This is a genomic window from Lacrimispora brassicae (assembly GCF_054772055.1).
This window is the reverse complement of sequence record NZ_BRYH01000053.1, coordinates 14,514-27,782: the sequence shown is the minus strand read 5'-3', so window position 1 is coordinate 27,782 and position 13,269 is coordinate 14,514. Positions and strand designations below refer to the sequence as shown.

Here is a 13,269-nt window from a genome sequence, read left to right as displayed (position 1 = left end):
CATTTTTCACCACTATGTCAAGGCTTTCTCATCTTCCTCTTTGGCCTTTAACATCTTCTGGTACAGCGTATCATCCACCGGGAAGGAGATCCGCTTATCCAGCCAGGAGGAAAGATATGCTCCATTAGCCATCATAACGGTCCTCAGCCCGTCTTCTCCCCCGGCAGCCATTTCCTTTCCGTAAAGAAGATGGTCCGCAAATTTCCGGAAAACAAGCCGGTATTCCATTCCCTCACGGTTTTCTGCCGGAAGCTCCTTAAGGGAGTGTACCGGCTTCCCGTATATTTCCTTGTTCACCTTTGCAAATTCATCCGTGGGTATCATATTTTCATCAAAGAAAATGCGCGCCCCCTCTTCAATGGTAAGCCTGCCTCTGGTTCCCCATATTTCCAGCCGGTTGGTCCCCGGATGTTCTCCGGTGGCGCTTATAAAGGTCCCACGAAGGCCGCTTTTGTAAAAGAATTGTAAATCAAAGCTGTCATCAACCGTAATATCACTGTATTTTCCCATATCAATGGAGGCATACACCTCATCAGGCATTCCTAAAAGCCACTGCCAGATATCCAGATAGTGCTGGCACTGGTTGATCAAAAGCCCTCCGTGTTCGCCTCTCCAGGTGCTTCTCCAGGGAGCGGAATGATGATAAGCAGGGGTCCGGTACCAGGTATTGCACACCCATACCGCCCGTGTGACCCTGCCAAGCCTTCCCTCCTCCAGAAATGCCTTGGCCCTCTCATAGACCCCCTTCATGCGGGTATTAAAAATCATCCCAAAACTGACTGAGGACTCCTTTACCGCTTCAAGGAGCCTCTTCACCTCTGGGACTGACACTCCTGCAGGCTTGTCCATAAGGATGTGCTTTCCTGCCCGGGCCGCCAGGATTCCCATCTCCACATGGGTTCCGTGAGGCGTCACGATCACCGCCACATCAAATGTATCCTTATGGGCAAATACCTCATCAACATTTCCGTAGACAGCCGCGTAAGGGTAGGCTTGCCGGATCCTTGACTGCCCTTTTTCATTGCGGCAGCATACCCCGGAAAGACACATGCCTTTTACTTCTCCTTTATGAAGCATTTCCGCATACTGGCTTCCCATGCCGCCATATCCAATGACAACCGCCCTGATTTCTTCCATTGATCTGTCCCTTTCTCCGTCATACACCCTTTGGAATCTTATAGTTTCTTATGATAATCTGCAGCGTTTTATTTCCGTTGTATTCATTTATGGAAGGATAATAGACCACATCCAGGATCCGGCTTTTTTCCAGTTCTTCCAGAAAGGAATCCCCGTCAGCAAACAGCATGGCATCCATGGGCGTTCCCTGATCCGTGGCAAGGGAAAATTTCACGGCATTCCTGTTCTTTCCCAAAACACGGACACTTCGGATATGAAGCCCCTTTTGGGCAAACAAAGGCTTTTCATTGCCCTGGCCAAATGGCTCCAGCAGCTCCAGTTCCTGGATCAAAGGCTCGTTTATGTATTCCAGGGGCATGGGAACATCGATCCATACCTTTCGTATGAAATCTTCCTCTGTAAGCCTTGCCTGTTCATTGAGAGATTTCCGGAATTCATCCACATGCTCCTTAAGGAGGGATAAGCCGGCCGCCATGGGATGGCCCCCAAATTTTAACAGCAATTCCTTTACGCTTACAAGGGCATCAAACATGTGGTAGGTTTCAATGGAACGGCCGGAGCCTTTGACGGATTCCTCCCCATCCGTCAGGACAAAGGCAGGCTTTTGAAAATATTCCCGCAGCCGTCCTGCAATGATTCCCGCCAGTGATTCATGACATTCAGGCAGATATACCACCAGAACCTTATCCCCGCCGTAAAGGGCTTCCACCTGCTCCACAGCCTCACTTGTCCCCTGCTTTGTCATGTCCTTGCGCTGGTCATTCAGCGCCTTTAATTCCAGGGCCATTTGATCCGCTTCCTCTTCGTTTCTGCTAAGAAGCAGGGACAATGCCAGCTTGGCCGTCTGAAGGCGTCCTCCCGCGTTTAAACATGGTCCGATCACAAATCCGATCTGATAGGCGGTGATCTGATCCTTATCCAGGTCGTTCCTCTCAATGAGCTTTAACAGTCCCAGGCTCTTTGTCCGCCCCATCCGTTTCAGCCCTTCCTTTACGATGATCCGGTTCTCATCCTGAAGCTTCATCACATCGCCTACGGTTGCAATGGCAGCAAATTCCACCATTTCCAGCCATTTCTCCATTGGCACGTGAAATGCCTCATAAAGAGCCTGAACCAGCTTATAAGCCACCATTCCCCCGCAGATCTCAGGATAGGGATAGGAACACGCCTCCTGCTTTGGATTCACCACCGCATCTGCCGGAGGAAGGACCTCCCTGCCGTTCTCCTTCATGATATCATGGTGGTCCGTAATGAGGACCGTAAGACCCAGCTCCTTTGCAAGCCGGATCTGTTCCACTGCGGCGATCCCGTTGTCACAGGTAAGTATGGTATCAATGCCATCCCCTGCGGCTGCCCGGATAATGGATTCATTGATCCCATATCCATCCTTTAACCGGTCCGGGATCTCATAATCCACCGCAGCTCCCACTTGAGACAGGGCCTGATACAAAAGATAGGTGGAGCAGACGCCGTCAATGTCATAATCGCCTACGATCCTTATGGGCTTTAACTGCTTCGTCTTTTCCATAAGGATCTCCACGGTCCTGTCCATATCCTTTAAAAGATGAGGGCTGTATAGATCCTTTAACTCTCCGTATAAATATTTTTCTACTGCTTCCCTTCCCATTACCTCCCGGTTTCGTATGATTCTTGCAGTCACCGGTGAAATGTGGTGGCATCTGGCCATTTCATCAAAATCAGCCCTCTTTGTCTGAAGCATCCATTTCTCTTCTGCCATGTTTGGTTATCTCCCTGCAAATAGCTCTGCCGGAAAGTTCCTCCTTTTCATTTTCTTCCGTACTCTTTGACTCTCCTCTTTCCTTTCGTTTCTTTGCCGCATCAAGCCGGCTCATCAGGCTGGTAATGGAGTAGAGGATGGGAGCAAAATCTCCCCGGTACGCATGCTCACAGGTGGATTTTACCTCAAAATTCTCACTTCCGATCTCCCTGAACAGATATTTCTCATCATCAATGATATACTTAAGCCGCTTAATGAGCTGGTTGACGGAATGGGTCAGAATACCGATCTCGTCCTCAGAACGGTAAGGAAGGTATACCTCTAAATCTCCGTTGGCAACTCTCCTGGTCCCTTCCACAAGGGCTTTTACAGGCTTGTCAATGGCAGTGATGATATAAATCACCAAAAGGGAAATCACCCCGCTGATCAGGCAGATGGTTATGATTTTTATTTTTGCAAGCTGCTCATAGAGCCTGTCTCCATGAATGCTGGCCGTCTCAGCTCCCTTGCGGTTAAAATCCGCCACCTTTAAAAGCCCGTTGCTGGCATCATCAAATAGCTGTCCGGACTCCCCTATGATCATATCAAACGCTTCCTGGGTGCGGTTTTCACGGCTTACCACAAGTAAGCGGCGGCTGTAATCTAAATATTTATTCCATTCCCTTTCCGCCTCCTCCATCAGTTTCCGGTCCGATTCATTGGCGATATAACGCTCATAATCCTTAAAACCCTGGGCAATGTCTTCCCGGATCTGGTCCATTTCCTCTTCCAGGCGGTCCCTATCCCTGTCATGGACGGTGATGACGTGATTATATTCCTTAATGCGGTAGTCTGATGTCCTGGTATTCAGTTCCTCGGCAATGATGATGGCCGGCACCCAGGACTGGGAGATTTCCGTACTGGCTTCATTGATCTGCCTGGCGGTTATGACGGATTCCGTCCCCATGAAAATCAATCCCATAATACTGATCCCCCCTAAGAGCAGGAGCTTTGTTTTAATATTAATATTTCTGATAGATTTCAGCTTCATAGCGCTTTAATTCTCTCCTTCTTAACCGGTAATCCGGTAATTCTCTCTCCACGACCTCCCAAAATCTATGGGAATGGTTCATATGAATCCGATGGGCCAGTTCATGGACCACCACATAATCGGCCAGCTCTTCCGGAAGAAGCACAAGCCTCCAGTTGAAATTTAAATTTCCCCTGGCGCTGCAGCTTCCCCACCTGGTCGCCTGATTCCGGATGGCAATCCTCCCATAGTCCACCTTCATAACTGCAGACCACCTGGCTGTTTTTTCCGCCAGATACCGCCTGGCTTCCTGTTTGTACCAAAGCTCCACCGCCCCTTTTAAGGCAGCTTCCCGCCCCGTTTCCTCATTGGGTCCCGCCGGGCAGAAAACCACCAGACTCTCCTTTGTATCCTGTACACAAAAGGTTTTTCTCTTATGATCAGGCTTTACTAAAAGGACCCGGCTGTGTCCGTAAAGCAGCAAGGAAGCCCCTTCCGTCCAATGGAAGGCTTCCCTTTGCTCCCCTGCTTTCCGGACCTTTGCCACCTGGGTAAAAACCCAGTCCCTGTTTTTCTGCACCAGCTCATGCCCTGCTCCAAAGGCCAGACGCCTTGGAATCCTTACGAAAACCTCTCCCGTTTTCGTGACCTGCAGGGCCAGGGTGCGCCTGTCCGATTTTATGATCCGGTAAGAGCATGTGCTTCCATCGTTAAAGGAGACCATGCCCATTTCCCTTCTGCTGTCATGATTGCCCGCTTCCATAGATCTGATTCCAACCTTTTCCCTTTATCTTCTATCTGTCATATACTTAAACCCGTATCCCCAATTATAGCGAATAAATGCAAAAGAAACAATACATATCTTAATGGCCTGAAATGCAAAATAAGAGAACCCGGCAGGTTCCCTTATTGCAGTCTTCCTTTGTACCACCCTTCCGCCTCATGGAAAACCGTGGGAAATCTCTTCCAGCTTTTCATAATCCATGATCCGGTATCCCTTATCCTTTTTAAGGATTCCGTCATCACAAAATTTTTTTATGACAAAAAGCACATGGCGGTAGCTGATATTCATATATTCCGAAACATCTGTATGGGGTATGGCATATTTCCCATTCTGCTGATATATAAGAATAAAAGAAGCCAGCCTTTTTTCCAGGGAATAATTTAAGTATTCACTCATCCGGTAACTTCTGACCATCAGTTTATTGGAAATATAGGACGCAAAGTAGAACGATGCTTCTGCCTCTTTTTTGCAGACCTGCATTAACTGGTCCAGTTCAAATTCCAGGCAGACCACATCGTCCATCACCTTATTCTCCTTGATATAATCCTCACAGCAAAATAAGGAAAGCTCTCCCAGCCAGTCACCCTTTCCTGCAAAATCAAGAATCGACCGGCGCCCATTTTCATGGTCAATATAGATTTTCACCATTCCGGAAAGGATCAGGTAGCAGTGAGTGATCTTCTCATCCACATGAAAGATATTCCTTCCCGCCGGAAAACGCCTTTCCTTCCCGGCCTTTGCCAGGCTGTCCGGTAGTTCACATGTCCAGTGTTTTTTCATCTTTTTATTCTCCATATGATAATTCTCATAGTCGGAACCCTGTTTTTTATGGTATCATATTCCCGAGGTGAAAACAATGAGCAGAAAAAAAACAATCGACCTGGCCGGAACCATCCTATCATTTGTGTTCTTTGGCTTTGGCATATCGCTGCAGTTAAAGGCAGCCATCGGTCAAAGCGTCTTAAACGCATTGGCAGTGACACTATCTTACACCATTGAAATGAAGGTGGGCACCATACTTAATGGGATCAATTTGCTGTTCTTCATTTCCTATTTACTTTTAAGGCGCTCCCGTCTAAACTATAAAGACGCCCTGCAGATCCTTGCCACCATTGGAAACGGATACATTATCAACCTGTTTTTATATCATTTCCTTTCTATTTTTACCGTGGAAAGCTATTTTTACAGGGTTATGCTTTATTTTTCCGGGCTTGGGATCGCTTCCATCAGCCTGGGGGCTGTCCTTGCAATCGGGATCGTAAAATTCCCCTTAGAAAGCCTTTGCCTTGTGATCAGCGAATCCCGTAAAAAGAATTTTGCTGCCATCCGCATGAGCTTTGACGTGATATTTCTGATTGTCACTCTTTGCCTGACCCTGTTATCACATGCCCCCCTGCAAATAAGGGAAGGAACCGTTATCAGCATTTTTCTACTGTCACCCCTGCTGGGAATCTGCTATAATTTTTTCAAGAAACATTTAAACACGGAGGAATAAACACATGTACCAGACTTTTTTACTGGATATTGACAATACCCTGCTGGATTTTGACGCCGCCGAAGAGCAGGGATTTAAAAAGATGATCCAATCCTATGATTTAAACTATATAGAGGATATGCTTCCCCAATATAAAAAGATGAACCGGCGTTTATGGGACCTGCTGGAGCAGGGAAAGATCGGAAGGGATGAACTGCTCAATACCCGTTTTTCCCAATTCTTCCGCCTTTATGACGTGGAGATCAGCGGAGAGGAGGCGGAAGGGCGTTACCGCAGCCATCTTGGAAACGGCTCTGATCTGATCCCCAACGCCAAGGAAACCCTGGTCCGGTTAAAACAGATGGGAAAAAACTTATACTGCGCATCAAACGGCGTTTACTCCACCCAGATACAAAGGCTTGAGCTGGCCGGCATCCTCCATCTTTTCGACGGAATGTTCATATCGGAAAAAGCCGGGTATGAAAAGCCATCTCCTCATTTTTTCCAGTATTGTTTTACAAATATCCCCCACTTGGAAAAGGACAAAACCATCATGGTGGGAGACAGCATATCCTCTGACATTCAAGGTGCGGTAAACGCCGGCATTGATTCCTGTCTCTTTAGCCCTTCCGGCCATCCTGCAGGCTCCAGGGCAACTTACATCATTAATGATCTCTCGGAATTGTTAAATCTTTAACTCATATGATCCTCAACTGCCCGGCAGCTTTTGCTGCCGGGCTTTCTGTCAGATCCCTTTCATGAACTTTGACGGTGATTTTAACGTGTACTTTTTAAATACCGCACAAAAATGCTTGTAATCTGTAAATCCTGTTGCATCGGAAACCTCACCGATCCGGTATTGCCCGGTATTTAAGAGAACAATGGCCTGGGAGATCCGGTACTTATTTAAAAAATCCAGGAAGGTCTGGCCGGTCACCTCCTTGAACTTCCGGCTTAAATAGCTGGCACTGACCCCCAGCTTATCGGATATGGATTCCACGCTCAGTTTATCCCCATACCCTGATTTGATCTCCTGGATCGCCCTGGAAACATACATGTTTTCCGAAAGATCCAACTGCATATAGTATTCCAGGTTCATGATCCCAGCTTCTGATTCCGCCTGCTCCATCACGTATTCCACCTGGCGGCTGCTTGCGATCTCTTCTCCCAGCCTTTTCATAATGGATCCAAGTTTTTCCTCATCCACCGGCTTTAATAAGTATTCGCTGACCTTGGCCGCAATGGCTCTTCTGGCATATTCAAATTCCGCATAGCTGGTGAGAAGAACGCTTTTAAACTTCACACTCTTGGAAGCTTCCTTTATCATCTCGATCCCATCCATATACGGCATACAGATATCTGCAATGACCACATCCGGCTTATGCTCCAGTATCTTTAAAAGCCCCTCCTGCCCATTGGCCGCCTCTGCCACCACAACACAGTCCATTCCCATCCAATCTGTGGTATAGATCAGACCCTTGCGGATAATATCCTCATCCTCCGCTATCATCACCCGTAACATTACAATTCCTCCCTTTGTGCAGGAATGGTCACCACCAGGGTTGTACCAAGCCCTTCCGCACTGCGTATCTCCACCCCATAGGGCCTTCCGTAAAGGATCCTGCACCTCCTGTGTATGTTATAAAGCCCGGAATGCCTTCTGTTGTTCTCCTCCTGTTCCAAAAGCGCCTGAATCTCACTTAAAACCCCTGGAGTCATCCCGATTCCGTCATCCCTGCAGATCATGATCAGCCGTTCTTCATGAATATAGGCCTTAAGCTCTACCTTTAAATTTTCCTGGTTGCCAAACCCGTATTTTACAGAATTCTCAATCATGGGCTGCAGCACCAGTCTGGGAATCCGGCAGGATAATGCCGACTCTTCCACATCCACCACATAGGAAAACCGCCGGTTGAACCGGTATTTTAAAATCATAAGGTAATTTTCAAGATGCTCCAGATCTTCTTCCAGAGTAACCTCTGCCCTGCTGCCATCTAAGCTGTAGCGCAGGAGATTTGACAGGCTGAACACCATTTTCCCGGCTGTCTCCGGCTGGATCAGGCACATATACCGGATATTTTCCAGAGTATTAAACAGAAAATGAGGGTTAAACTGGGATTCCAACTGCTTATTCTGTGCGGCTGCCACCAGCTCCGTCATCCTCCGGTTGTTCTCCATCTGCTGCTTTAAGCTGGCAATGGTTTCCCGGTAGGCATCGGCTATGATCCGGAATTCATTTTCACTTTCTATTTCAAGAGAAGTGTCTAAATTTCCATCTCTGGCCATCTCCATAACACGAAGGAGACGGTAGAAATCCCTGGTTTCCCGCTCCGTCACCTTTTTTGTGCTGATCAGCACCCAAATGGTCATGAGCACAAGAGCGGTGATAATAAGAGCGCTGCTAAGGCCCAGGGAAACCACAATATTCTGGATATCCGTTACGGAATAGACCAGAAACATGCGGTGATAGGCCGGATGGACGGATACCAGATACATCTTCTTATCATGGGGCAGATACCGGCCAGCCATTTTAAGGGTATTAATAACCTGGTTGCTGCTGCTGACCAGATTATAATTGCTGCTTAAATAAACCCATCCAAACCGGTCTGCAATGATGGTCTGGCTGTCCGACCGGTCCAGCACCGCCTTAAACTGGCTGCTGTTAATGGTAAAAACCAGATATCCTGCCCTTTTCCCTTCCCGCATCATTGCCATGCCCATGGCAATATCCCGGTCCGAGCCTTTCCATGCCTCCATTAAGCGCACCCTGGTTTCTCCGGGGTTTTCGTCCATTGCCCCGAACATTCCCCAGCGCACGCCCTCTCTGCCTGATAAATATTCCGGGATCTCCTTTCTGGTGGACAAAAGCACCTGCTTTTCTCCGTCAAAAACATACAGCTCCGCCTTATATCCCAACTGGCCGGACATCCGGTAAAATTCCTCAAACACCAACCTTTGCCCGGCTGCGCTTAAACCCACGTTAAGAAGCAGATCAGAATCCGAAAGCGCCACAAGGTTTTCTTCATATCCTGTAAGAACCTTTTCCAGTTCCTCCGCCACAAAAGCATTGTGAGACTCATTCCCGCTTTCTTTTCCGTAGAGAAGGACCGCAAGAAAAACCAGCGTACAGATCAGGGTAAAACCTGCCGCCGGAATGATGGCATACCCCAAGATCAGGCGGCGCAGCTCCTCTTTGAAATATCGTCCCTTTTTCATGCTCCCTCCCTATTCTAATCCAGGGTGTCCTGAAAAATCTCTGAAAAACGATTCAGCCACTCCTTCTTCCTCTCCTTTACCACAGCTTCCTCGTCATAAATGATATGGATGGCCTGCTTATCCAGCAGATATTCCGGTTCATTCACATCTGTCCTCACAGAACGCCTTCCAAGGCTTTCAGAGATGACCGTCTGGGCATCCTTTCCCGTCACAAAATCCACAAACTGCTTTGCCTCCGGCAGTTTCTTGGAACCCTTGACGATGCATACCACATCCGGTTTGGATATGACTCCTTCCTTCATGTATATCACCTTGACCGGATATCCGGAGCCAATGTAATGGGCGGCCCCTTCTTCAAAGGTGAGCCCCACCGTATAGCGCCCCTCAGCCACTCCCTGATATACATCCGAGGAGCTTTGAAGCAGCTTTCCCTCAAGGTTTCTGCAAAAGGCTTCCACATACCCCCAGCCTGCCTGAGGATCTCCGTCTCCCATGGCATAAAGCATGTTGATCAGATGTTCAAAGGCCGAAGATGAGGTAGAAGGGTCGCACATGGCAATCTTTCCAAAAAGCTCCGGCTTAAGAAGGTCTTCATACCCCTCTATGGAAATATCTCCTGCCAGATTGGTATTCACCATGAGAATGCTGGGAACATCCGTAAACCGGGTCAGATTTCCTTCTTTATTCCTGTAATCTTCCTGAATCATTGGCTCATTTTTGCTGATATAAGGCTCAAACAGCTCACTTTTTGCCATGGTGGTAGAAAGGGAACCTCCCCAGAAGATATCACACTGGGGCTCTTTCCTGTCTTCCACCATTTTTAACAGTTCCCCAGTGCCTCCTGTACATACCTCCACCTTAATCCCTGTCTGCTCCTCAAATTCCGATACAATGGGATTAATGAATTCCAGGGGATGAGGGCAGTATACCACCATTTCCTCATCCCCCTGAAATTCTGCGGGCACTGTCCCGGAACTGCCAACGCAGCCTGCCAGACAGCTTATGCACAGAAGGGCCGCGGCATATCCCATCCGGCTTTTCATAATCCCTGCTCCCTGCCCTTCAAACTTATTAATATGATTCTAACACAGTGCTACAGGATGTAAACACCCTTTGGATCAAAATTCAGACAAGCTTTTTCTCCCACTTCATAAATTCTCCGGTTGACCGGGTTATAATCCGTAATCTGGATTTCCATATCCCCCACCATAACCTGATAGTACTGATAAGAACCCATAAAGGTGGACAGGGTGACCAGGCCCTCTAAAAGGCCTTCCTCCGCCAGAATGGCTCCCTCCGGCCGGATCACCAAAGTTGCTTCATCCCCTGTATGGGCCCCCGCAAAGTTGTTTACCTGGAACTCCCCGCCTGCCACGGAAATCATAGCCTTTTCTCCTTCTTCCGACAAAACCCTTGCCTTTAAGAAATTGGCTTCACCGATAAAATCCGCCACAAATCTGGAGGCTGGATGATAATAGATCTCCCTGGGGCTTCCGATCTGCTCCACCTTGCCCTTGCTCATAATGATGATCTTATCGGAAATGCTCATGGCCTCAGACTGGTCGTGGGTCACATAGATGGCCGTAATCCCCACCTTCTGCTGAATCTTTCGGATCTCCGTTCTCATAGTTACCCGTAACTTGGCATCCAGGTTACTCAGAGGCTCGTCAAAAAGAAGAACTCCCGGCTCAATAACCAGGGCTCTTGCCAGTGCCACCCTCTGCTGCTGCCCGCCGGAAAGCTGGTTCGTCATGCGGGTTTCCATTCCCTCCATTTCCACCAGCTTTAATATGTTCATAACCCGTTCCCTGACCTCTTCCTTTGGGACCTTCCGGATCTTAAGTCCATAGGCCACATTGTCAAACACATTGTAATGAGGCAGAAGGGCATAGCTTTGGAACACCATGGCCGTATCCCTTTTATTGGGTGTCAGATGGTTGATGGCCTCTCCTCCCAGATATATTTCCCCTTCGTCAGGGCTTTCAAAACCTGCAATCATGCGTAGGGTGGTGGTTTTTCCGCAGCCCGATGGTCCCAAAAGAGTGACAAAGGTTCCCGGCTCAATATCCAGGGAAGTATCCTTAACCGCATAAAACTCCTTGCCTGTTTTTGGATCTGTATATATTTTTGAAATGCGCTCCAGCCGAACGCCCTTTTTTTGTTTATCCATTTTCTCTTCCTCCTGTTATCACTTTAGTCCTGGACTTCCTTTACAGCCCTGCTGACGCCGAAGAATTTCATCAAAGCGTTCATAATGAGGACCGCCCCATAGGTTATACAAATCAATACGGTGGCATAGGCGCAGGCCACGCCGTAATTTCCTTTTTCCGCCTGCTCATTGATCTGGCAGGTGATCAGCAGAAATTCAGGCGTCACCAGCAGAATGATGGCGGAAATCGCAGTGATGCTGCGCACAAACGCCGTCACCAGACCGCTGAAAAAAGAATCCTTAATAAGAGGAAGGGTCACGGACATGAATACCTTGGCAGAATTGGCTCCCATGTCATAAGCGGATTCCTCTATGGATTTGTCGATCTGCCGCAGAGCAGATATTCCGCTTCTGGTGCCCGTAGGAAGGCTTCGGACGATAAATACGATGATCAGGATAAGCCCTGTCCCATACAGGCCGCTCATGATGCCGGAGCGGAACAGTCCGTTTGCATATCCCCGGATATATCCAATACCAAGAACCGTTCCGGGAACAGCCATGGCCAGCATGGAAACAAACTCAATAAAACCCTTTGCCTTAAACCGCTTCTTAACCACAAGATAAGAAATCACCATGGAGAGAAAAGCCGTAAGAGGCGCAGCAATCAGGGACAGAACAAAGGAGTCCTTAAACGCCTTTAAACCGCTGGTCTTGAACATATATTGAAACCACTTAAGACTTAAGCTGTAATCCCTTCCCCAAAGGGTAAACATGGCGCCAAAAGGAACCATGATGTACATCAGCAGCACAAAGGCTGCAACCAGGCCGCAAATACAAGTCAGGGGAACGGTCACGCTCTTATCCTCTATGAGCATTCTCATGCGGGAAGCCTTACCTGTTAAGGTAGCTGCCGTCTTTTTTTCCAGATAATATTTCTGGATGAGGAACAGCACCACTGTCAGGAGCAGCAGGACCACGGACATGGCCGCCGCACCTGTGGAATCATAGGCTCCCGTTACCTGTAAATAAATGGTGGTAGCAAGGGTATCATAGGACCCGCCGATCAGCATTGGATTTGCAAAATCCGCCACAGACTCAATAAAGGTCACCAGAAAGGCATTGCCAAGTCCAGGCAGGAGAAGGGGAAAGGTAACGCTGGAAAACACCTTCCATCTGGTCGCTCCCATATCCCTGGTGGCCTCTTCCAAAGAAGGGTCTATGTTCTTTAAAAGTCCCTTCAGCATTAAATAGCATACCGGGAAAAAGGTCAGAGTCTGAACAATGGCAATTCCCCTGAGCCCATAGACATTGGAATCATATATGTGAAGCAGGGACCGGCTGATTAAGCCGCTCCTTCCAAAAAGCATGATCATGGACAAAGATAAAACAAAAGGCGGGGATACCACCGGAAGCATGGAGACAAGGCCAAAAAGCTTTTCTAAAACCCTGGTTTTCAGCTTCACATACACCTCAACATAAGCGAACAGCAGTCCGATTGCCGTAGAAGCGGTGCCGGTGACAAATCCAAGAACAAGGGTATTTTTAAAAGCATTCCGGAACCGTTCCAGATTAAGGACTCTTTTAAACACGTCAAGAGTGACAGTTCCCTCCGCATAAAAGCTGTCTACCAACAGCATAAGCAGAGGATAAAGAATAAACAGTGCAAGAAAAATAAGCAGAACAGCAATCATGCTGACCAAAACCGGATCTGAAAAAAACTTTCTGCGCTCCAGCCGGGCGCTCTGCAAACTGGCCATAAAAA

The 13,269-nt window shown here is 48.0% G+C and carries 12 protein-coding genes; 2 read left to right on the top strand and 10 right to left on the bottom strand.

The genetic code is table 11. The features are described 5' to 3' along the window. Positions 1-12: 12 nt before the first annotated feature. The 5 genes from ACYVD3_RS23795 to ACYVD3_RS23775 form a co-directional block, all read right to left on the bottom strand. Positions 13-1,137 carry a Gfo/Idh/MocA family protein gene (locus ACYVD3_RS23795; protein WP_460644986.1) on the bottom strand — a complete coding sequence of 375 codons (1,125 nt, stop codon included), beginning with the start codon at positions 1,135-1,137 and terminating at the stop codon, positions 13-15. 19 nt (positions 1,138-1,156) lie between these two features. Continuing rightward, positions 1,157-2,875, bottom strand: coding sequence for a single-stranded-DNA-specific exonuclease RecJ (gene recJ, locus ACYVD3_RS23790; RefSeq protein WP_460644985.1), 1,719 nt, complete (start codon positions 2,873-2,875; stop codon positions 1,157-1,159). Beyond that, positions 2,835-3,905: an MCP four helix bundle domain-containing protein gene (locus ACYVD3_RS23785; protein ID WP_460644984.1), complete on the bottom strand. Its 1,071-nt coding sequence runs from the start codon at positions 3,903-3,905 to the stop codon at positions 2,835-2,837. The genes recJ and ACYVD3_RS23785 overlap by 41 nt, the downstream gene beginning before the upstream one ends. Next, on the bottom strand, positions 3,877-4,647 hold the full coding sequence (locus ACYVD3_RS23780) for a M48 family metallopeptidase (RefSeq protein ID WP_460644983.1): 771 nt from the start codon (positions 4,645-4,647) through the stop codon (positions 3,877-3,879). The genes ACYVD3_RS23785 and ACYVD3_RS23780 overlap by 29 nt, the downstream gene beginning before the upstream one ends. A 177-nt stretch (positions 4,648-4,824) precedes the next feature. After that, a complete protein-coding gene (locus tag ACYVD3_RS23775; protein ID WP_460644982.1) occupies positions 4,825-5,448 on the bottom strand; it encodes a cyclic nucleotide-binding domain-containing protein in 624 nt (207 codons plus the stop codon). Positions 5,449-5,524: 76 nt separating this feature from the next. Here ACYVD3_RS23775 and ACYVD3_RS23770 point away from each other — a divergent pair, with 76 nt between their 5' ends. Next, the gene (locus ACYVD3_RS23770; protein ID WP_460644981.1) at positions 5,525-6,163 is read left to right on the top strand and encodes a YczE/YyaS/YitT family protein; all 639 of its coding nucleotides are present in this window, start codon (positions 5,525-5,527) and stop codon (positions 6,161-6,163) included. 4 nt (positions 6,164-6,167) lie between these two features. Then, entirely contained in the window at positions 6,168-6,839 is a 672-nt protein-coding gene (locus ACYVD3_RS23765) for a YjjG family noncanonical pyrimidine nucleotidase (RefSeq protein WP_460644980.1), read from the top strand. A gap of 48 nt (positions 6,840-6,887) precedes the next feature. Here the strand turns inward: ACYVD3_RS23765 and ACYVD3_RS23760 are convergent, their stop codons facing one another. From ACYVD3_RS23760 to ACYVD3_RS23740, 5 genes are read right to left on the bottom strand one after another with little or no spacing between them, the layout of a single operon-like run. Beyond that, entirely contained in the window at positions 6,888-7,664 is a 777-nt protein-coding gene (locus tag ACYVD3_RS23760) for a response regulator transcription factor (protein WP_460644979.1), read from the bottom strand. Then, complete coding sequence (locus tag ACYVD3_RS23755; RefSeq protein WP_460644978.1) at positions 7,664-9,358, bottom strand: sensor histidine kinase; 1,695 nt, start codon at positions 9,356-9,358, stop codon at positions 7,664-7,666. The genes ACYVD3_RS23760 and ACYVD3_RS23755 overlap by 1 nt, the downstream gene beginning before the upstream one ends. A gap of 14 nt (positions 9,359-9,372) precedes the next feature. Next, positions 9,373-10,401 (bottom strand): ABC transporter substrate-binding protein, encoded by a 1,029-nt coding sequence (locus ACYVD3_RS23750; protein ID WP_460644977.1) that lies wholly within the window; start codon positions 10,399-10,401, stop codon positions 9,373-9,375. Positions 10,402-10,451: 50 nt separating this feature from the next. After that, positions 10,452-11,528, bottom strand: a complete 1,077-nt coding sequence (locus tag ACYVD3_RS23745) for an ABC transporter ATP-binding protein (protein ID WP_460644976.1) — start codon at positions 11,526-11,528, stop codon at positions 10,452-10,454. A 23-nt stretch (positions 11,529-11,551) separates the two neighbouring features. Further along, the gene (locus tag ACYVD3_RS23740; protein ID WP_460644975.1) at positions 11,552-13,264 is read right to left on the bottom strand and encodes an ABC transporter permease; all 1,713 of its coding nucleotides are present in this window, start codon (positions 13,262-13,264) and stop codon (positions 11,552-11,554) included. Positions 13,265-13,269: the final 5 nt, after the last annotated feature.

What these genes read in the sequence shown, in the direction of transcription:
- ACYVD3_RS23795 (WP_460644986.1), bottom strand. Translation starts at nt 1,137, where the DNA reads ATGGAAGAAATCAGGGCGGTTGTCATTGGATATGGCGGCATGGGAAGC.
- recJ (WP_460644985.1), bottom strand. Translation starts at nt 2,875, where the DNA reads ATGGCAGAAGAGAAATGGATGCTTCAGACAAAGAGGGCTGATTTTGAT.
- ACYVD3_RS23785 (WP_460644984.1), bottom strand. Translation starts at nt 3,905, where the DNA reads ATGAAGCTGAAATCTATCAGAAATATTAATATTAAAACAAAGCTCCTG.
- ACYVD3_RS23780 (WP_460644983.1), bottom strand. Translation starts at nt 4,647, where the DNA reads ATGGAAGCGGGCAATCATGACAGCAGAAGGGAAATGGGCATGGTCTCC.
- ACYVD3_RS23775 (WP_460644982.1), bottom strand. Translation starts at nt 5,448, where the DNA reads ATGAAAAAACACTGGACATGTGAACTACCGGACAGCCTGGCAAAGGCC.
- ACYVD3_RS23770 (WP_460644981.1), top strand. Translation starts at nt 5,525, where the DNA reads ATGAGCAGAAAAAAAACAATCGACCTGGCCGGAACCATCCTATCATTT.
- ACYVD3_RS23765 (WP_460644980.1), top strand. Translation starts at nt 6,168, where the DNA reads ATGTACCAGACTTTTTTACTGGATATTGACAATACCCTGCTGGATTTT.
- ACYVD3_RS23760 (WP_460644979.1), bottom strand. Translation starts at nt 7,664, where the DNA reads ATGTTACGGGTGATGATAGCGGAGGATGAGGATATTATCCGCAAGGGT.
- ACYVD3_RS23755 (WP_460644978.1), bottom strand. Translation starts at nt 9,358, where the DNA reads ATGAAAAAGGGACGATATTTCAAAGAGGAGCTGCGCCGCCTGATCTTG.
- ACYVD3_RS23750 (WP_460644977.1), bottom strand. Translation starts at nt 10,401, where the DNA reads ATGAAAAGCCGGATGGGATATGCCGCGGCCCTTCTGTGCATAAGCTGT.
- ACYVD3_RS23745 (WP_460644976.1), bottom strand. Translation starts at nt 11,528, where the DNA reads ATGGATAAACAAAAAAAGGGCGTTCGGCTGGAGCGCATTTCAAAAATA.
- ACYVD3_RS23740 (WP_460644975.1), bottom strand. Translation starts at nt 13,264, where the DNA reads ATGGCCAGTTTGCAGAGCGCCCGGCTGGAGCGCAGAAAGTTTTTTTCA.